The 18720-nt window shown below is 31.2% G+C and carries 20 protein-coding genes; 2 read left to right on the plus strand and 18 right to left on the minus strand.

Annotation, left to right across the window (positions count from 1 at the left end; translation table 11 throughout):
• Nucleotides 1–3: 3 nt before the first annotated feature.
• From IEV10_RS06335 to IEV10_RS06360, 6 genes are all read right to left on the minus strand, one after another.
• Nucleotides 4–1566 carry a protein adenylyltransferase SelO gene (locus IEV10_RS06335; protein ID WP_188373839.1) on the minus strand — a complete coding sequence of 521 codons (1563 nt, stop codon included), beginning with the start codon at nucleotides 1564–1566 and terminating at the stop codon, nucleotides 4–6.
• 258 nt (nucleotides 1567–1824) lie between these two features.
• A complete protein-coding gene (gene msrA, locus IEV10_RS06340) occupies nucleotides 1825–2367 on the minus strand; it encodes a peptide-methionine (S)-S-oxide reductase MsrA (protein WP_188373840.1) in 543 nt (180 codons plus the stop codon).
• On the minus strand, nucleotides 2367–2819 hold the full coding sequence (gene msrB, locus IEV10_RS06345) for a peptide-methionine (R)-S-oxide reductase MsrB (protein ID WP_188373841.1): 453 nt from the start codon (nucleotides 2817–2819) through the stop codon (nucleotides 2367–2369). The genes msrA and msrB overlap by 1 nt, the downstream gene beginning before the upstream one ends.
• A gap of 985 nt (nucleotides 2820–3804) precedes the next feature.
• Complete coding sequence (locus IEV10_RS06350; protein WP_188373842.1) at nucleotides 3805–4860, minus strand: redoxin family protein; 1056 nt, start codon at nucleotides 4858–4860, stop codon at nucleotides 3805–3807.
• A gap of 186 nt (nucleotides 4861–5046) precedes the next feature.
• Nucleotides 5047–6513 (minus strand): serine hydrolase domain-containing protein, encoded by a 1467-nt coding sequence (locus tag IEV10_RS06355; protein WP_188373843.1) that lies wholly within the window; start codon nucleotides 6511–6513, stop codon nucleotides 5047–5049.
• A gap of 4 nt (nucleotides 6514–6517) precedes the next feature.
• The gene (locus IEV10_RS06360) at nucleotides 6518–7882 is read right to left on the minus strand and encodes a serine hydrolase domain-containing protein (RefSeq protein ID WP_188373844.1); all 1365 of its coding nucleotides are present in this window, start codon (nucleotides 7880–7882) and stop codon (nucleotides 6518–6520) included.
• Nucleotides 7883–8061: 179 nt separating this feature from the next.
• Between IEV10_RS06360 and IEV10_RS06365 the strand changes: the two genes are divergently transcribed.
• Together IEV10_RS06365 and IEV10_RS06370 are read left to right on the plus strand one after the other, a co-directional pair.
• Complete coding sequence (locus IEV10_RS06365) at nucleotides 8062–9123, plus strand: sensor histidine kinase (RefSeq protein ID WP_188373845.1); 1062 nt, start codon at nucleotides 8062–8064, stop codon at nucleotides 9121–9123.
• The gene (locus tag IEV10_RS06370; RefSeq protein WP_188373846.1) at nucleotides 9116–9811 is read left to right on the plus strand and encodes a LytR/AlgR family response regulator transcription factor; all 696 of its coding nucleotides are present in this window, start codon (nucleotides 9116–9118) and stop codon (nucleotides 9809–9811) included. Before IEV10_RS06365 ends, IEV10_RS06370 begins: the two co-directional genes overlap by 8 nt.
• Before the next feature lie 9 nt (nucleotides 9812–9820).
• Here the strand turns inward: IEV10_RS06370 and IEV10_RS06375 are convergent, their stop codons facing one another.
• The 12 genes from IEV10_RS06375 to IEV10_RS06430 all read right to left on the minus strand — a co-directional run bounded on the left by IEV10_RS06375 (nucleotide 9821) and on the right by IEV10_RS06430 (nucleotide 18719).
• Nucleotides 9821–10567 carry a hypothetical protein gene (locus tag IEV10_RS06375; RefSeq protein WP_188373847.1) on the minus strand — a complete coding sequence of 249 codons (747 nt, stop codon included), beginning with the start codon at nucleotides 10565–10567 and terminating at the stop codon, nucleotides 9821–9823.
• Nucleotides 10564–11745: a serine hydrolase domain-containing protein gene (locus tag IEV10_RS06380; protein ID WP_188373848.1), complete on the minus strand. Its 1182-nt coding sequence runs from the start codon at nucleotides 11743–11745 to the stop codon at nucleotides 10564–10566. Before IEV10_RS06380 ends, IEV10_RS06375 begins: the two co-directional genes overlap by 4 nt.
• Before the next feature lie 6 nt (nucleotides 11746–11751).
• The gene (locus tag IEV10_RS06385) at nucleotides 11752–12270 is read right to left on the minus strand and encodes a DinB family protein (protein ID WP_188373849.1); all 519 of its coding nucleotides are present in this window, start codon (nucleotides 12268–12270) and stop codon (nucleotides 11752–11754) included.
• 66 nt (nucleotides 12271–12336) lie between these two features.
• The gene (locus tag IEV10_RS06390; protein ID WP_188373850.1) at nucleotides 12337–13164 is read right to left on the minus strand and encodes a TlpA family protein disulfide reductase; all 828 of its coding nucleotides are present in this window, start codon (nucleotides 13162–13164) and stop codon (nucleotides 12337–12339) included.
• A 30-nt stretch (nucleotides 13165–13194) separates the two neighbouring features.
• Nucleotides 13195–13899, minus strand: a complete 705-nt coding sequence (locus tag IEV10_RS06395) for a hypothetical protein (protein WP_188373851.1) — start codon at nucleotides 13897–13899, stop codon at nucleotides 13195–13197.
• A 31-nt stretch (nucleotides 13900–13930) separates the two neighbouring features.
• Entirely contained in the window at nucleotides 13931–14392 is a 462-nt protein-coding gene (locus tag IEV10_RS06400) for a DinB family protein (RefSeq protein ID WP_188373852.1), read from the minus strand.
• 744 nt (nucleotides 14393–15136) lie between these two features.
• Nucleotides 15137–15508 (minus strand): hypothetical protein, encoded by a 372-nt coding sequence (locus IEV10_RS06405; protein ID WP_188373853.1) that lies wholly within the window; start codon nucleotides 15506–15508, stop codon nucleotides 15137–15139.
• A complete protein-coding gene (locus IEV10_RS06410) occupies nucleotides 15505–16008 on the minus strand; it encodes a thermonuclease family protein (protein WP_188373854.1) in 504 nt (167 codons plus the stop codon). Before IEV10_RS06410 ends, IEV10_RS06405 begins: the two co-directional genes overlap by 4 nt.
• A gap of 75 nt (nucleotides 16009–16083) precedes the next feature.
• A complete protein-coding gene (locus IEV10_RS06415; protein ID WP_188373855.1) occupies nucleotides 16084–17136 on the minus strand; it encodes a type I restriction endonuclease in 1053 nt (350 codons plus the stop codon).
• A 4-nt stretch (nucleotides 17137–17140) separates the two neighbouring features.
• Nucleotides 17141–17437, minus strand: coding sequence for a hypothetical protein (locus IEV10_RS06420; protein WP_188373856.1), 297 nt, complete (start codon nucleotides 17435–17437; stop codon nucleotides 17141–17143).
• Nucleotides 17434–17784, minus strand: a complete 351-nt coding sequence (locus tag IEV10_RS06425; protein ID WP_188373857.1) for a DUF4236 domain-containing protein — start codon at nucleotides 17782–17784, stop codon at nucleotides 17434–17436. Before IEV10_RS06425 ends, IEV10_RS06420 begins: the two co-directional genes overlap by 4 nt.
• Before the next feature lie 2 nt (nucleotides 17785–17786).
• Nucleotides 17787–18719: a hypothetical protein gene (locus IEV10_RS06430; protein WP_188373858.1), complete on the minus strand. Its 933-nt coding sequence runs from the start codon at nucleotides 18717–18719 to the stop codon at nucleotides 17787–17789.
• Nucleotide 18720: the final 1 nt, after the last annotated feature.

Consider the following 18720-nt stretch of genomic DNA (forward strand, 5'->3'; position numbering starts at 1 on the left):
TAATTAAGAGCTACAAGATAACATAGAACAACCAACTTTATGTCGTGCCCATTCTGGTCGTTTAGCAAACCATTTTTCATGCTTTGGTTGTTCATCATAGGGTTGTTTTAAAAGTTGAAATAATTCATCAATTAATTGGTAATCACCTTTGTTTGCATCATCAATAGCGAGTTGTGCCATATAGTTTCTGAGTACATATTTTGGGTTAATGGCGTTCATTTTAGCTAGGCGCTCATCATCAGATAATTTTTCTTTTTCTAATCTAAATTGATAACAGTCAAACCAATCATACCATTCCTTTTTAATACCATCGGTAATGGATTCAATACTGTAGAATGCATCTTGAATAAGTTGAAACCCATTAATGGAATTGTCTTTTTTAAAACCACTTAATTTTCTAAAGAAAATAGTCATGTCTGTTTCGGTTAAATGTAGAATATCTTCCAAAGTCTGAATAAGTTTTAAATCCTTTTCATCATCTTCAAGCAGTCCAAGTTTAGATGTCATCATCTTGAAAGATTTCTTTTCAAAACCTAATTTATAGTTTTCGAGAATAGTTTCTAAAGGTTCAGCTTCTTCAATTAAAGGGTATAAAGCATTGGCAAGTTGGTACAAATTCCAAAGGCCAATATTGGGTTGATTGGCGAAGCGATAACGTTTGTTTTGCGCATCCGTAGTATTTGGCGTCCAGCCAAAATCGAAATTATCTAACCAGCCATAAGGTCCATAATCTATAGTTAATCCTAAAATAGACATGTTATCGGTGTTCATAACGCCATGCACAAAACCGACACGTTGCCAATGGATAATCATATCTAAAGTACGCTGCATAACGTCATTAAAAAATTGAATATAAACTTCTTTTGAAGGCTTGCCTAAATGACTAAAATGATGAACTATAGTATAATCAACGAGTATTTTTAAAGTTTTGTGGTCATTTCTTGCTGCAAATATTTCATAACTACCAAAACGTAAAAAGGTAGGTGATACTCTAGAGACAATAGCTCCTTTTTCATAAGCTTGATTACCATCATATAGCATATCGCGTAAAACATCATCACCAGTTAATGCTAGAGACAAAGCACGTGTAGTTGGAATCCCTAAATGATGCATTGCTTCACTACACAAATATTCTCTTATGGAAGAACGTAAAACGGCTAATCCATCACCTTGTCTAGAGTATGGTGTTTCGCCAGCGCCTTTAAGCTGAATGGTCCATTGCTTGTTATTATGCGCAATATCAAATAAATTAATCGCTCTACCATCACCAAGTTGTCCAGCCCAATTACCAAATTGGTGCCCGCCGTAACACATGGCATAAGGCGTTGTGCTTTCTAAGACTTTATTTCCAGTTACAATTTTCAAGAATTCTTCAGATTGTAGGTCTTTATCTGTAAACCCCAAATCTTTGGAGCATTCTTTGGAGACGTGAATTAATTTTGGTTGAGACGTCTTTTTGGGTAAAACATAACTAAAACAAGCGTTATTAACTTGACGTCTAGTATTCTCAGTAATAGGGTCAGCTGGTAGCTCGGTTATAAATGTATGTTTTAGATTGAGGTTCATACTAATTTATTAATCCACTTATTCAAATCTTTTTCTGAGGGATTCCTTAGCTTTTTACCAGAAATCGTAACTGTGGGAAAATTAAGTTTTTTATTCTCGTATAAGTTACGTAATTCGATGGCATTTCTTTCATTTTTTTCAACATCAAGAAACAGATACCTAAGGTTCTTATTTTCAAAAAAAGATTTATAGTATTGTGTTTTATGGCACCTTTCGGTGCCATAAAGTTTAATTTTTGTTTCCATTACGCTTTTAGAATTACGATTTAAGTTTGTCAGCGTGTAATTGTCTAAGCTTGCTTAGTTTTGGAGTAATAACAAAACTACAATACCCTTGAGACTGATTATTCTTGTAATAGTTTTGATGTTCTTTTTCGGCTTCGTAAAAAACATCTAATGGCGAAATTTCAGTCACAACAGGATTTTCGTAATAAGGCGCAATCTCTTTACTAACGACTTCTGCAATTTCTTTTTGGTCTTCATTATGATAAAAAATAACAGAACGGTATTGTGTGCCTCGATCAGCACCTTGACGATTTAATGTTGTCGGGTCATGCGTAGTCATAAAAATGACTAAAATATCCTCATATAAAATTACATTAGCATCAAAAGTAATCTGAATAACCTCTGCATGTCCCGTAAGTCCAGAACATATCTCGCGATAGGTTGGGTGGCCAGGAACAGTCCCGCCAGAATACCCAGAGACTACTTTTTCTACACCTTTTACTTCCTGAAAAACAGCTTCTGTACACCAAAAGCAACCACCACCGACCGTAGCTATTTGTATATTCTTAGTTTTCATTAAGCCATCTCCTTGTCTAAAATCATTGACTCCGAATTGATACAATAACGCAATCCACTTGGTTCTGGCCCGTCAGGAAATATATGCCCTAAATGCGCATCACAAGTGTTACACATCACCTCTACGCGTACCATACCATAAGAGGTGTCTCTTTGGTACTTAATGGCATTTTCTTTAATGGGCTGTGTAAAACTAGGCCAGCCCGTTCCAGAACTAAACTTAATTGTAGAATCGAATAAAGCCGTAGTACAACATACACAGTTGTACTTGCCTTCGTCATAAATACTACAAAGTGCTCCACTATGAGCACGTTCTGTACCTTTTTGTCTTGTAATCCTAAATTGTTCTGGAGTTAATTGAGCTTTCCACTCATCTTCTGTTTTTTCAACGCGTCTGTCTGGCGTTGGGTTTCCGTTTACGGAAAAGTTGATAACATCTTTCCAAGTCAGCATACTTTTAGGTTCCTTTCTTTCTGTGGGTTAATATTCTATTAATTAGGTCAGAAACAACCTCATCATTGAAATTAATAAGACTAATTTTAGTCGAAGTTTTTCGGTTTCTTTTCTAGTTAATAAATATGCTTTATTTAGATGTAAAAGTAGTCGATATATTGGTGAATTCCTTACATAGTTAATGATATATTCCCACTTATTACCTATACAGCCCAAATATGACTAATATAGCCTGTTTTATTACATTTAATGTTGGTGTGAGTATGACTTAAATTAACTTTATTGAAACGATTTAACATAACAAAGATTAACCATGTTTAATTAATGCTTTGCTGTTAGATAAAAGATAAGTTAGGATGCAGCGAAATGATAAAAGAAATTCGTGGGAATTTTTAGTAAAACCAAATGAAGGATTAGTATTCTTATTGTTATTCATATTAGTGGCCATATTACTATTTATATAGTCATTGAGCTTAATAAAAATACAAGTGTTTATTGTGGAATCGGAGAGATTAGCTTCGCTGTTCACTATTACTCCCATACTGTAAATGTATCTTAATTGTTTCTATTACATCTTTAAATAACAAAGCACAATCAAGTAAAACTTGTTGCGCTTTGTTACATAAAACTGATATTAAGCTACGCTTAATTGTGGAGTCAACGGGACATAAATCGAACTATTTTGATGAAGATTTATTAGTATTAATTAAACTAAACTCTACTAAATACTAATATTAGTATCAATAGATTTGCAACGTTTCGTTGTTTTTGGACTATCATATAATTTGGATAGATTTGACTTTCATCTTAATGTTTAACTTTAAAGATGACAACTATGAAAGCGTTACACACCTTTTCAATCCTGTGTTGGATTAATTCATCGAGAACTATCTAAATTAATATAGATTAGAAATCTTTTGATAGGTAGCTGATTAAAGCGTACCTATACTTTATATTCTTTGTGCTACTACTTTTTATTTTAACTTTAATCCTTGAAAATCTCTTTTATGATATCCTCTAGCTTACCCTTACGTAAATCGGCATCCATTGCTATGATTTTACCTTTATAGTCTATTAAAATAGGCTTTGGAAGAGTCACTAATTGAAATCTTTTCGCTAAATCAGATTTGAATTCGCCTTCAGAATGCAAGCTATATTCCCAAGGAAATGGGTTTTTATTTAAGTAATTTTCTAAACGTTTTCTGTCTTTATCAATAGATATACTAACCACATTAAATCCTTTATTCTTGTATTTGTTGTAGACCTTTTTAATTTTAGGAAATTCTTCAATGCAAGGCTTACACCAAGTTGCCCAGAAGTCTATTAATGTGATTCTATCAGTTAAATCTTTATTTGAAATGTATTGGTAGTCATTCTGAACAAAAGATAATTTAAATTCAGGTATGGATTTACCAATACCAAGACTAGCCCAAGACTTATCAATTGTGAAAAAGTCTTTTGGAAACATAGGATTAATTTCAATATCTGAATATAAAATTTCCATTTTGTAACCCGCAGAAGGAATATTCACCTCTTCTTTAAAAGGAAGCATATATCCATCAACTTCTTTATAATCCGAATAAGTAATTGTTGATTTTCCGTAACGATTGTCTGATATGTAAGCTATTAAATACTTTGATTCTTTATCAAAAACGTAGTCTTCATTAGGAGTAGTTTTGGTCAGTTTATAAACAGGTGTATCATTCCAAATGGTGTCTTTAAAGACATAATCATTTGCTTTTTCCTTTAGCTCAATAACAGGTGTTATTCTAACTGGCTCCTTTGGCATTGTATTGATTCCAAAAAAATCACCTTTTTCAAACTTTACTACTGAACTACCCTCATTATTAGTTATGATGATATCCGTAACTATACCATTAGTTTTTGTCACGGTTTTTTGAAACGAGTGCATTTTAACTGAAATCGTTTTTTCTACATCACTTACAATATTACCCCCTATAAAAGTTTTTACTTTGAAAGTAGATTTTTTAGATGTAAATGTGTTCCAAGTTTTTCCATAAGATGACTTCTCCAAATTCATTTCAACTAATGTTTTAGAATTCGTAATCTCATTTTCGCAAGAAAAAAATGAAATAAATAGCACTAATAAGCTTAGATATTTGATTTGTGATTTGCTAGTACTTCTAGAGTATTTATAATTAAAAAGCATTTGAATATATTCTATCTATAAACCTTCATACTAAATCTATATTAGCTGTTTGTGAAATCATTCAACCATCATCCCATCAAATTTTATTTGTCCATTTTGATTGGAAATTAAATTCACCACCAATGTTTCCATTCCATTAGTTGTCCTTACACCAGCAATAATTTCCTCTCCATTAATTTCTAATCGTGCAAGCTTGCCTCCCTTCAGTTTATTATGAAACTTATTAAAGTATTTTAAATGCAATTCCATAGGTGCCATATTGATGAAATTATCGCTCCCGTTTTTTTGAATAAAGGCTTTCCATTTATCCTGATTATTAAAATTTAAAACTTCAATTGTTTTTTCAACCATCATTTTAACATCTTCCTCATCCATTTCTGTTTCCATACGATTGTCTGGATATTGGGGTTGAAAATCGGGAAGAATGTATAATGCTCCAATTTGTGATGCTATGATTTGAGAATATGGTGTTGAATTATTATTAAGTAAAATAATAGTCATATCATCGTCCAGATACCTCCAGAAATCGGCAAAGAAAATACCATTACCTCCATTATGAGCGGCTAGGGTGGTACCTCGAGACGTTTTGTATATTGCCCACCCATAAGCGTAAAAAGATTGAGCTTTTCCTTCTTTTACATAAGGTTTAAAATACTTTTCAATGGCATTTTTAGAAAGCACTTTTTCTGTTTTTAGTACTTGATGCCATTTATACATATCCTTAGCAGAAGAAAGAATACCGCCATTTGCTTTTAAATGCCAATAAGGTGCATCCGTATCCCAAGGCAACGCATTTGGCTTACCTTGCGCATTTCCTTTTTTATTATACCCTATAGCTACATCCGTTGATAAAAAATTAGGTCTTGTATACCCTGTTTGCTCCATCTGTGCAGGTTTCCATAAATTAGAATATAAATATTCTTCATAGGTCTTTCCTGATACCTTTTCGATAATCATCCCTAGAAGCGAATACCCTACATTGGAATAATTATAATCATCACCTGGTTTAAACGTTAGCTTTAAATTAAAAGCTTTGGTTATAAAGTCATCAGTTGTGATGGCATCATAATCATCTCCAATACCAGATAACAAACCTGATGAATGTGTTAATAGATGATGAATAGTGATGTCTTTTTTATCATCAGGCACATTATTAAAATATTTACCCACCTTATCTTCAACTGAAAGTTTACCTTGCATTTCCAGTTTTAAAATTCCTGCGGCTGTAAATTGTTTGGTAACCGACCCAATATCAAATATTGTATTAGATGAGTTTGCAATTTTTCTTTCTTTATCGCTAAACCCATATCCTTTATTTAATAAAACTTCATCTCCTTTAGCGAACAAAACGCTACCTGAAAAGCCACCTTCTTCAAGTTTAGATAAATAATTCTCTATGCGTTTTACTTGTTCATTTTCAGTATTGTTTTGAGCAATAAGTTTATCTTTTCGGTTTTCTTGATTTTGGCAGCTTACAGTACATAAAAATGATAGTGCAAATAGTTTAAAAAATAATTGTTTCATCGTTTTAATTTTTAATTTGATTGATTCTTTTTGCGGGATAAGTGTTATCTCCCATTATCCACTGTAAGGTGTTATATTTTTTCTCTTTACGGTCTACAAATTTTAAGAGTACCCAGTTTTGAACATAAAAGAAAGTGTCATTACCCAAGGGAATAAGCTTATCTGCTTTTGTCCGTCCGGGTGCCATATACATTAAATTATTATCGATAACTTTTACCACACCTATGGGACCAAAACCAAAGTCATAAGTTCCTTGATACTCTTGTAGCTTTTTGTTCGTTACGGACTGTCTTTTTTCAATATAATTCGTTGGGGTTTGATAATTTTTACCTGAATAAATTTTGTAGATATCCTCAGTAATAGGAAGTGCCACATTGGAATAGTGATTTCCTAATAAAACAATGGTTAAATTGTCGTCCATCCAATGAATGACTTGATGACAAAACCCTTGAACACGACCATTTGTAGCAAATGCTCGCTGACCATTTTTAGTACTGAAATTAGGTAGTTTTTCAAAAGAAGATTTTAAGATTTCTCCTTTGACCAGTTTTTGAACAAATAAGTTTAAATCATCCGTAGTTGAATATAAAGAGCCACCACCAATTTTTATACTCATATCAACAAATTCGGCATTTATTAAATGAGCATCATTATTAAACATATATCCTTTAGCTCGCTTATTTAAAATAGCCGAATTTGAATCAATTCCTGTTGCTTTTAATCCATAAGGTTTAAAAATTCTATCCTCTAAATATTGTCTATAACTTTTACCACTTACTATCTCAATTATTTTAGCTAATAGAACGTATCCTGAATTACTATATCTATACTTTTCTCCTGGTTTAAAATCCAGTGGTTTACTTTTAAATAGCTCAATAATCTCATCAATCGTGTAATTGAATTTTATTAGCTCATTGTAATTTGGAAAACTATTGAGGTGAGGTATTCCTGCCCTGTGGTTTAAAAGTTGTTGAATTGTTATCTCTTCCCCACGAGGATAACCGATTATATATTTAGACAAGGTATCATCCAATTGCAGTTTTTCAGATTCAGATAGTTGTAATATGGCCACTTCAGTAAAAAGCTTGGATATCGATGCTATTCTGAATTTTGTATCCATTGTATTTTTAATATTCCATTCCCTATCCGCAAAACCATACGATTTTTGAAATAAAGGCTCTCCGTTTTTATAGATAGCCACATTTCCACTCCAGGCATCCATTTCTAAATAAGGTTGCAAATAGGTGTCTATTTTACTTTCAATAGACTCCTTTGTGTCTGAACCTTGTGCATTACAAGAACTCAATACAAAGACTGCTAGAATAACCAAATAGATGCTGCTATCGTAGCGTGAAATGAGATTTTTCATAAGATTACTTTGTTCTAAAACTAATACTATGATTCATTCTCAACAACTATATATGATGAGCGTGGCGAATATGTTATCTATGGTTTTTTAACTGCAAATCATCACATTAAAACGTATTTCATAACAATTAAAAAATCTTAAATTGTTATCTGTCAATAAAAAAGTACTTTGCAATTCTTATGAGTGTAAAAAAAATAATAGAATGGCTTATAAATCTCATTTTATGGGTGCTATTGGGCTACACCATGTTTTTTTTATTTGTTGAAAAATCTGTAGAGATAGAATCTATCAATGGTGAAGAAATAACTAAGGTCATTTATAATAAGAAATCAACAAAGAGTACCTTGTTGAGTATTCTATTTAAAATCATATTTTACTATATCAATGTTTATTTACTTTCCAAAATTTTTGATGCTAAAAGGCATTTTAAATACATCTTATCTTTAGTAGGAGTCATTCTTCTTTTTTTAATCATTGATTATTTCAGGGTTTTGTACCTGTACGGTGTGGACAAATTTGTTTCTTATAGTATCCTTACCAATATTTGGCAATATCTATTTTTTGGGTCATTATCTTTTGTTCATATTATCGTTTTGCGTTGGCAAAAGGAAGAAGCACTAAAGCAAAAACTTAAAGAGGACAAATTAGCTGCAGAATTACAATTACTTAAATCACAGATAAACCCTCATTTTTTATTTAATGCTTTAAATAATTTGTTGTCCATTTCTGAAAAACATGAACAAACGGAAGTATCGTCTGGTATTTCTCAACTTTCAGAATTACTGCGTTTTTTAATTCGTGATACTTCGGATAATACTATTTTGCTCGAAAAAGAAGTGGCATTTATCAAAAATTATATTGAGTTGAATAGGTTACGATTCGATGAGAAAGATATCATCGAAATTAAATTTCAAACTTCGGATAATTATAATGACATTGAAGTTGCCCCATCTCTCTTAATACCATTTGTAGAGAATGCCTTTAAGCATGGCATTGATATTTACAATCCATCTTTTGTACATATAAGCTTAGATATTTTTGATAATCAAGTCATCAATTTTAAATGTTCAAATTCGATATCAAAAACGAAGCAAAACGACTTGAATTCAAAGCGTTCAGGAATTGGACTTCAAAATGTAAAACAACGATTGGCAATTCTGTATCCTGACACTCATGACCTAAATATCAACAAAGAGGATGATAGGTTTTTTGTTGAACTAAAACTATATCTCAATGCTTAAAGCTATTATCATAGATGATGAACCGAAGGCTATTGAGCTACTAGAAAATTATTGTGGCAGAACAGAGGACCTTACCCATATTGCATCTTTTAGAAACCCTATAGAAGCCATTGACTTCATAGACAAAAAAGCTCCGACTCTTATTTTCTTAGACATAAATATGCCTAATCTTTCTGGCATTCAGTTGGCAAAATTAATTCCTTCAGAATCACATATTGTATTTACGACTGCCTATTCTGAATATGCAGTTGAAAGCTATGATTTAAATGCCACAGATTATTTGCTAAAACCCATCACATTTCAACGCTTTTTAAAAGCAGTGACTAAAGTTTCGGATTTGGTAGCAAAATCACAGCCTGTTGAAATGATAGATGACTTAGGTACTTTGCAAATAAGGAGCGGTTATCAAAAGCATATTTTACCTATTGATGATATATTGTATTTAGAAAAAGATGGTAATTATATGGTATACCATACATCTGAAAAAAAAATTATATCAAGAGAAACGGTATCTAACGCTCTAGAGAATCTTCCCAATTCTTTTGTACAAGTACATAAATCATTTATTATTTCTATGCATAAAATCACGTTAGTTGATAGTAGTGCCATTTTTATTGATTCTATTAAAATTCCTGTGAGTAGAACTTATAAAGATGAGCTATCCAACAAATTGGATAACATAACATAATACTTCAAATTAGATACCTATTTTTTTATTCCTCCTACTAAGCAACGATGGATAAATATGATGCAAAAGCCAAAAACCTATAAAAGCTCTCATCAATGGTTGGAATAAAACGCTCAAAAAATCAATGGCTGATGAAAGATTTTGATTGCCCCAATATTCATTCAAAAAAGCACTAAAATTCATTGCTGCCCAAAAAATAAATAGGCTACCCAAAATACAATCTAGTCTTTTACTACCTATTAATGATATGCCATAAAACAGATTACCTAATGCAAAAGCCAAAATAAATAAGTTAAATAGAGCATCGCTTAAAAAATAAAAATTATCAATATTCACCAGAAGTATATTTTTAATAAGTTCATCAGCTGTCAATATCAGTTTTTCACGAAGCCCATTTAAGTAGAATAACACTAAGAACTGCCTGAAAATTTCGGTTAAAGAAAACACACCAAAGAAGCATAACCCTAATTTTATAAAACCCTTTGATTGGTGGATGATTAAAATACCTAGCATTGAAATAAACACCAACAAACAATGTACAATAATCCACCACCTATTTATTACATATTTTGAATTTTTAAAGAGATTTAAACGCTCTTCAAAAGACATTTCAGGATAGGTAAACCTCCAATGAATACCAATGGTTGTAATCACAGTAAGAAAGCAACAAATGGCAGCAAACAACACAAAGTTTTTATTGCATTTTAACGAAATTATATGAGCACTTGAAGACTTCCCTGCTTTAATATTTATCATTGGAATAGTATATTTTCAATCTCTTGAATTACCGATTCAGAAATGATTGCTTTTTTAGTACTGCTTTTATAATTATTGGTTATGATGATTAGCGTACTATTTTGGTCCTCATAATAGCGCAAACGACTAATGAAACCATAATTATTACTACCTCCCATAAAAGCAGTTTTTCCAATCACTGGATTATTATAGATATTCCAAGCATACCCTTGACACACATCATTTAGGTAAATATCATTATATCTGTGATTTACAATAAATTCTGTGGTCATCTGTTTCCAGGAAGACGGTGAAATTAATTTTGATTTTATACTGTTTGAGAATTTTAATAAATCTTCCGCAGAGGATAGTATTCCGCCATTTCCATAAATAGCTCCACTTGGTGAGGGCCATTTTGCAGGGTTATTATTTTTATAGAATTTATCGCCATATCCAAATACTATCTTAGACTCCATCTCAAAATCTCCATGAAATGATGTATGATTCATTTTAAGCGGTTCAAAAATATTTTTGTAACAATAATCCTGAAAACTCATTTTTGATATATCTTCTATGATATAGGCCAATAAGGTATATCCAGTATTAGAATAGTTAAAAGCTGTACCTGGTTCGAATAAAATACTTTCCTTATTAATTCTTTTAAAAACCTTTTCCCTACTCATATTCTCAAAGTCACCTTTTTTATCATGATAGGTTTCAAGACCACTAGAATGTGTAAGTAGTTGGTGAATCGTAATACTGCTTTTGTCTTTGGAGATATTGGGAAAGAATTGGCTTAACTTATCCGAGAAAGATAGCTGTCCAGCTTCTTGAAGCTGGATAATTCCTACTGCTGTAAAAATCTTGGTCAATGAACCGATATCGTAAATGGTTTTTCTAGAATTTTTTATTTGACCCAACTGAGCATAACCAAATCCTTTAGCATAAAGAATAGTATCGCTTTTTGAATAAAGAATAGTAAACCACTGTCCTTGATTAGCTTTTTCTTTTAGATATAGGTCTAATGCTATAATTCGTTTATCGGAGGATATTGTATCTAGCGCTATTGTTATCGTGTTTGTAGTACTGGACTTAAATTTAAGCGCTATCTTGTTTGCTGTATCATTTTTAACCCATAGGGACAGGATAAAAATCAAAGGAAAAGTGAAGAAGAGCGTATGTTGTTGAATAAATTTCATTGTTTTCTACCAATTCCAAATCCCATAAGTGATATTTGGTGATAGTTCGTGCCCGGATTGCTTTAACGATAATATAATTTGACCTCTTTGGTGTGATTCATGAGATATTAAATACCCAAAGAATCTTATAGGATTCATACTCACCCAATTCCCTTCATTTGTGTTTAATCCTTTTTCCAAAGCAGTTTCAACCAATTGGGCACTTTCTTTCAATTTATGGATTAAACTTGGCTTGTCGTTACCACCTTGTTTAACAATTTTTTCAAAACTCAAAGAATCTTTAGGAAATAATTCTTTTAACCACTGTAACCGAACTTCAATAATATGATTGAATTGTTGCCCAACGTTTCGCTCTCCTTTTTCATAATAATCGTCAAGATACTCTTGGTCTATACCCTCGATTAACTTTAAATTCATACTATTATGAATATTCCAGGTTTTTAATATTTGCCCAGCTAAAGAATCCTTTTGAGAGTAGGAGCTCCATGTTAAAAGTAGAAGTATATAAAGTATTTTATTCTTCATAATAAGTGAGTATTTGAAAATATCTGCACAACAATCTAGAGAAACAATGTTTTATTAGCCTGAAAACTAATCGATTACTTTTTTAATAATTGCTGTTAAATTTTCGGATGGGTTATATCCTTCATGTTTAAAAACAACTTTACCTTTTTTATTAACGATAACTAACGCCGGTACTCCTGTAAACTTTAGTTGCTTGTGAGCAACATTATCTTCATCAAAATATCCTTTGAAGTTGAAGTTTCTTGCTTCTAAAAATTTTTTTGCTTTTTCCGGGGTATCTTTTCCAAACTGAGTACAAACAAATAAAAATTCTATATCTGTACGAGCACTATAGTTCTCTTTCAAAGCTTTTAATTCTTTCATTTCTTCAATACATGGCTTACACCAGGTGCCAAAAAAATCAATGACTAGTGTTTTATCCTTAAAGTCTTCAATTGAGTAAGTTTTTCCATCATGTAAAGCTTTAAACTTTATTTCTGGCGCATTTTCATTTACATATTGAGATAAGCTTGATTCGACTAAATTAGGCACTACACCAAATGAATAAAAAACAATTAATAGCAATCCAATACCACTAACCCATTTCTTTGCGTCGAACACACATATAGCGCTTATCATTAGAAATAGAGGGATAGCAGTCCATAATTTTGGAATTTCAGGTAAAATTCCGAGTATATATCCGATTGATATTGGTAGGCAAGAAAGTACCACTAAAATAATCTTTGCTTTTGACTTGTTTCTTTTTAATACTGCATATGTACCTATAAGTAATGCCACTAAAAATGAAACTATACGTAAATCTAAGGTTAAAAAGTTCATCACTAAAATGACCACTAAAACAATGGTAATGCCTGCTGAAAAATGGGTTATACTCTCTCGGATTTTATTTTTCATAATATAATGTTTCATCTAAGCAACTACTCATCAATCTTGCTTTATTAAGCCTAACCCCGTTGACAAACCATTTATCCAAAAATCTGTCCAATGCTCATTCATATAACTAATATCCGCTTTACTTCTTTCCTTTATTTCAGAGAACTTATCTTTTGCATCCTTTAGTAGTGCTAAACTTGTTTGTTGTTGGGCTAGGTTATTTCTCAAATTATTAAAAGGACCCGTAGCTGATAACACCCATAATACTGGATTTTCAGGTTGCAATCGAATACCTTCATTCAATTCATCCAATGATTGTTTTTGTAGTTTTTGTACTTCTTTAGAATCCTTTGCGTTGAAACTTTTCAGACGATAAATTAGCGATTGTAATCCTTTGAAATAAGAATAAATTATAGAGTCATTTTTAGTACTACCCAATGCCTTCTCTGCATCATTATAATACAATTGTGCTTTATCTAGGAAAGTAGCGTCTCTTGTAGTATTATTAACTTGGGTAGCGATATATGATGACCAAAATGGTACCAACCAATTTTGCGGATATTTCTTAGAAATTGCCTCTAATTCAACTATAGCTTTTTGGGGGTCGTTATCATTTTTTGATTCCCAATATAAATTGACTGCATTTTCGATAGATACTATTTCTTGCTTTGGAAAAAGGTCTTTGACCTTAAAGTCTTGTCCAACTACCGTTTTAATTGACAATAGTAAAATGATGAATGTAAGATAGTGTTTCATGATATAAATTTTATTGGTTGCATATTACTAATTAACGCGTACCCCACTGCCATAAACCAAATCCAGCCTTTTTACTAATAGAATGCCCACATTCTTTTAAAATCAGAACAATTTGACCACGATGATGAGATTCATGAGAGATTAAATACCCTAAAAATGCTGTTGGATGTGGTTTAAAACCTTTTATTCGATTATTTTCTAAACCAAATTTTAATAGTTTTTCAATAGCTATGCCTGAGGCTATTATATTTATCTTTAATTTCTCTATGCTTAAGTTATCGTCTTCTAATTTCTCTAGATTAGGTAATAATTCTGGTAGTGCCTCTTTTATCCACATCAATCGAACATTATGCATATGCATAAATTGGTTTCTTACATTTCTGCCTTTAGCAGTTGATAGGTCGTTTAGATAATTTTCATTTTCAATGGTGTCTAATAGATAACTATTAATTCTATTATGTATTTGCCATGTTTCTATAATTTCTTTGTGCATTCTTTAAAATTAACAGTTCAGTAAATCTTGACCAATTATTGTTTACAAGTGGAAGCAATATTGTTATGAAATAGTGCATCACGACAAACATTTGTTATTCATCACTTTTAATAGTTATTTGTAACAGTTTTTAGAGTTGTCTTTTATAAATCAAATTCAAGCGCTTTTCTTCTTACCAATGCTAAATCAATAGCATCAAGCTTATTGAAATTAACAATTTTATATTGCCATTTTTTAGCTTCTTCAACGGTACCATTTTATAAAGTGCCAGCATTAACCAGTATTGATTATAGGAATTATCCAAATCAGTTTCCTTCATTTTTTTACAGCCTCTATATCTCTGTTTCTAGCTATTAAAATCTTTGATTACAAAACTTTTGAATCTTCTGTTTTTTCATCACTTAACTCGTTGAATAACTTTAGCTGTTTCTCTACTTCCTTCAGGCTATTTTTAATATGACTCATAAGCCACGTAGTAGAACTCTAAATTTGTTATCTACATACTTCTTCCAATTGTTGTATTCATCAATGCAGAAGAGCATTCGATTTATAAAAGAGTATTTACTAATCCGATTATAAAAACCATTATTGATTCAAGAGTAAAACATTGTGATACTTTAAAAAAAAATTAAAATATAAAACCCATAGCCGAAAAGGTTATAGGTTCTACTTTGTGGAGTCAAAGGGACAAAAGTCGAACTATTTTGATGAGGACTTGGATAATTTAAATAAGATATTATTTGATTAATGTTGATAACATCTACCACTTGTGTTTTTTGTTTTTCGTTTACAACGTTTCCCAGATTTTGTTTTACCTGTACATTGGGTTGCTGTTAACTTTTTTGATGTAGTAGTTTTTTGTTCTTTTTTTGAAGCTAAAGATGTTGAATTTGATTTCTTCTTTGTATTATTCGCTGTTGGTTTACAAACTTTACAAGCCACATATCCTAATGCTTTTGCTCTGTCTAATTTGATTTCTTTTTTAGAATATTTTAGGTAATGGCAAGTGCTTTTGTGATATTTCTCTCCAGTCTTTGTCGTATAAACAGTTTGTGCAGGTATACAATAACCACAGGATAATGTTATAAATAGAACGACTATTTTAAGTAATTTCACTCTTTAGTTTTTTTCTTTTTTCTATCTCTCCATTCCCAAGGTGCAATAGCGTTTTTATCTTGCCAAAGCCCTAGTCTATTACCTCTGGCATTGTCCTCTAAAGCTTGTAAAATAGAATCTTTAGAATATTTTCTATAATGCCATGCTAAGCCATTTTTCACAAGCTCATGACATAGACTTAAAGAGTCATCATATATTACATTACTAATATATCGTTGGTATCTATCTCTCTTTAGAATTTTTAATGTTACCATCTTACTAAAAATAGCATCGGAAACAAACTGCTTTGCTTTTTTTGAAAAAGGTTGTTTGCTCTCTGGGCAATCTATGTTTGCTAAGCGTACTTTTATAAGTGTAGAATCTTTCGTTAAAAGTTTAAAAGTATCACCATCAGTTATTCCAACAACTTTTCCAATGATTGTTTCTTTTTTTACCGATTTAGAATCAGCATTTATTGAAACAATTAATAGAAGTAAAAAAGCAAAACCGTATTTGTACATAAGATTATTTTAAAGAGACTTAAACTTAGCTAATAATCTTTTCAATACAAATAATTAATTGAGCTCATATCTTAATTAATCCTCATAAAGATTAATTGTTTTTAAAAGCCTTTCCTCAAAGTTATATATATCGCTCAATTTCGTAATTAACTCTTTAGTTTCTTTTTTTACTTCATCAAAAACGCCAATGTACTTTTTGCTTCCATTAAAATGCAATCTGCACAATGGCTTTCGGTTATTATCATCTAAAAGAATTCCAAAATATGATTGAGTATCTCTGTAGGCAATTCTATCAATAGAGAGTTTACGTCTTAGAATAGCAACTACAATTCTAAAACCCTCTAATTCTTCTTCAGTGGTTTCTATTCTATTATCTTCTTCTATGACCTCGATAGTGTCCAATTGTTGGTTTTCAGCTTCTTTGTTCAATGCAGAGTTTAAGCGATCATTTACTTTTTCACTCAAGGTTTGTGTAAAGGCTTTGTGAACTAAACCCGTAAATTCATGCATTACCTTTTCTGTAAGTCTACCAGAGTATACTTTATTAGCAAATAATTTGACAAAATCATAAGATGGCTCAGTTAGTTCTTCAGTAATACATTTTCTAATTTCTTTAGTATACTTTAAGGCACTTGCATTATTTACGATTTTATTTACATCAAAATTTGATTTATGAAATTTTGAAATCTCATGGACTTCATTGTCTTTAATTTTGGTAATATCTAATTCAAAAAATGGTTTTGCATCCATTTTATTTGCATGCTCTAAATCTGTATAGAAGCGATAATTAATGCCGTTTGTGAGTAATGCGAACCGTGTTTTAGTTGCATGGAAATACCTAAACAATTGTGAGTTGTGATTATCTAGATTCTCTTCCCAGTGCTTACATTCGATAATGATAATTGGCACTTCATTTTGAAAAATAGCATAATCTACCTTTTCTCCTTTTTTTAATCCTAAATCAGCGGTAAACTCTGGTACAACTTCTAGAGGATTAAATGTATCGTAGCCCAAAGCATTAATAAATGGTAACACAAAAGCGTGTTTTGTTGATTCTTCAGTATCAATTTTATCTTTGAGTTGATTGATTTTAGTTGCAATTGCTTTTAGTTTATTTTGTAGTTCCATAGTTTTATTTTAGTCCTTGTGAAAAAATTTCATTGAAAAACTTTGTTAATGATGTTTCTTTTCCTTTTGATGCTGCATAAGCTATTCCCAATGATTCTAATTCACCAGCAACAAAACCTTTTTCTAATAGCTTTTTGGAATTTGGGTTGTTTTTTAACCTTTTTACTTTTTTTAGCCAATCATTGTATGGGCCGCCAACTGAAAAACCAAATTTTTTAAAATCCTCTTTATTCTTAAATCTTAATAATTCACTATATAGTTCATTAAACTCTTCTAACACGTTTGCTTCGCTCTCTTTCATTTTTTTGATTCTAATTTTAATGCAGTACTATCATTATTCATCTTTTCTTTAGTTGCAATTTTCTCTTTTTTTGGTATCTGATCTTTTTTAGATGGTTTCTTGCTTTTGTCCAATTGGCAGGATAAAAGTAATGCCGTTAAAAAAGCAAGGGTTACTAGGCATCCACTGCTTTTAGACTTTTTAAAAGCCTTTCTATAATTCAACCCTGGAATTCCTGTACGTATCGAATACCCTTTTGAGCTTAATGAGCCTCGTTTGGTTCTGTAATTAGGTGTAATACCAGATTTACTGATATTAATGCCAAATCGCTTTCCTAATTTTATACGTTTTTGAAATCTAAATCCCATGGCTAGTTGTTTATAAAGTCAGAGATTACTTTTTCTATACTAGATGGCAAATCAGCATTTTTAATTTTAAAATTCTTGACGTTCATACTCTTTAACCAGTCACTCCAATAGAGTTCTATGATATCTTTTGCATAAGGATTATTATCATTTTGACTAGTGATTCCTATCACTAAGACTTCTAAATCATTTAAGTTTTTATTTGCTGGTATAAAACCTAATTGACGTGTTTTAAAATCGTTTTCCCAATTACTAGTATTAAGTTTTAGCGCGTTTAAACTTCTTGGTGTTAAATAAGAAGTTTTATTATCTTCTTTCATAACCGTTTTGTCATAATACATATAACCGTCAGTTAAAATCACAACGATATTTCGATGGCACTCATCTATGCAATAATCATTTATGTTGTCTTTAAAAAAACGCCATAGATCTGAGCCTGGATAACCTCCGGCGATTTTAGCATCTTCTTGGGCTAGATTGTAAAGTTGAGATGGGTATTCAGAATATAATTTTAAGGTTTCTTCCAATTGCGACCTTGAAGTTCCTTTCGAAAACCTAACTTTAAGTTTTTCTGCTATAGAATTGATTCTTTCGTCTGTTGGTTCTGGGTTAAAGAATAATTGGATTCTGTCTTCTAAAAGAATTACTTTTTTGCGCTTTACATGATTGACAAAAGCATAAGCTAGGCTTGATAAATATGCAGAGTCTTTGAGTTTCGTTTTTGGATTTTTAATTCTATCAGATAAATCCAATAACACACTAATATTAAGATTATTGTCCTTTTCTTTCAAAATATAATTTGGACATTTAGATGTTTGATTAACAACCTCTTTTTTTGAACCTTCTATAGTAGATGATTTGACATCTTTTTCACAACTCATAAAATAGATACAAGCTGACATTAGTATAGATAGAGTAAAATATTTTTGAATATTCATA

This window comes from Winogradskyella haliclonae, assembly GCF_014635865.1.
Classification (GTDB): domain Bacteria; phylum Bacteroidota; class Bacteroidia; order Flavobacteriales; family Flavobacteriaceae; genus Winogradskyella; species Winogradskyella haliclonae.

Coding starts and splice junctions, on each gene's coding strand:
- IEV10_RS06335 (WP_188373839.1), bottom strand. CDS start 1,566: ATGAACCTCAATCTAAAACATACATTTATAACCGAGCTACCAGCTGAC.
- msrA (WP_188373840.1), bottom strand. CDS start 2,367: ATGAAAACTAAGAATATACAAATAGCTACGGTCGGTGGTGGTTGCTTT.
- msrB (WP_188373841.1), bottom strand. CDS start 2,819: ATGCTGACTTGGAAAGATGTTATCAACTTTTCCGTAAACGGAAACCCA.
- IEV10_RS06350 (WP_188373842.1), bottom strand. CDS start 4,860: ATGAATTTGGAGAAGTCATCTTATGGAAAAACTTGGAACACATTTACA.
- IEV10_RS06355 (WP_188373843.1), bottom strand. CDS start 6,513: ATGAAACAATTATTTTTTAAACTATTTGCACTATCATTTTTATGTACT.
- IEV10_RS06360 (WP_188373844.1), bottom strand. CDS start 7,882: ATGAAAAATCTCATTTCACGCTACGATAGCAGCATCTATTTGGTTATT.
- IEV10_RS06365 (WP_188373845.1), top strand. CDS start 8,062: ATGAGTGTAAAAAAAATAATAGAATGGCTTATAAATCTCATTTTATGG.
- IEV10_RS06370 (WP_188373846.1), top strand. CDS start 9,116: ATGCTTAAAGCTATTATCATAGATGATGAACCGAAGGCTATTGAGCTA.
- IEV10_RS06375 (WP_188373847.1), bottom strand. CDS start 10,567: ATGATAAATATTAAAGCAGGGAAGTCTTCAAGTGCTCATATAATTTCG.
- IEV10_RS06380 (WP_188373848.1), bottom strand. CDS start 11,745: ATGAAATTTATTCAACAACATACGCTCTTCTTCACTTTTCCTTTGATT.
- IEV10_RS06385 (WP_188373849.1), bottom strand. CDS start 12,270: ATGAAGAATAAAATACTTTATATACTTCTACTTTTAACATGGAGCTCC.
- IEV10_RS06390 (WP_188373850.1), bottom strand. CDS start 13,164: ATGAAAAATAAAATCCGAGAGAGTATAACCCATTTTTCAGCAGGCATT.
- IEV10_RS06395 (WP_188373851.1), bottom strand. CDS start 13,899: ATGAAACACTATCTTACATTCATCATTTTACTATTGTCAATTAAAACG.
- IEV10_RS06400 (WP_188373852.1), bottom strand. CDS start 14,392: ATGCACAAAGAAATTATAGAAACATGGCAAATACATAATAGAATTAAT.
- IEV10_RS06410 (WP_188373854.1), bottom strand. CDS start 16,008: ATGTACAAATACGGTTTTGCTTTTTTACTTCTATTAATTGTTTCAATA.
- IEV10_RS06415 (WP_188373855.1), bottom strand. CDS start 17,136: ATGGAACTACAAAATAAACTAAAAGCAATTGCAACTAAAATCAATCAA.
- IEV10_RS06420 (WP_188373856.1), bottom strand. CDS start 17,437: ATGAAAGAGAGCGAAGCAAACGTGTTAGAAGAGTTTAATGAACTATAT.
- IEV10_RS06425 (WP_188373857.1), bottom strand. CDS start 17,784: ATGGGATTTAGATTTCAAAAACGTATAAAATTAGGAAAGCGATTTGGC.
- IEV10_RS06430 (WP_188373858.1), bottom strand. CDS start 18,719: ATGAATATTCAAAAATATTTTACTCTATCTATACTAATGTCAGCTTGT.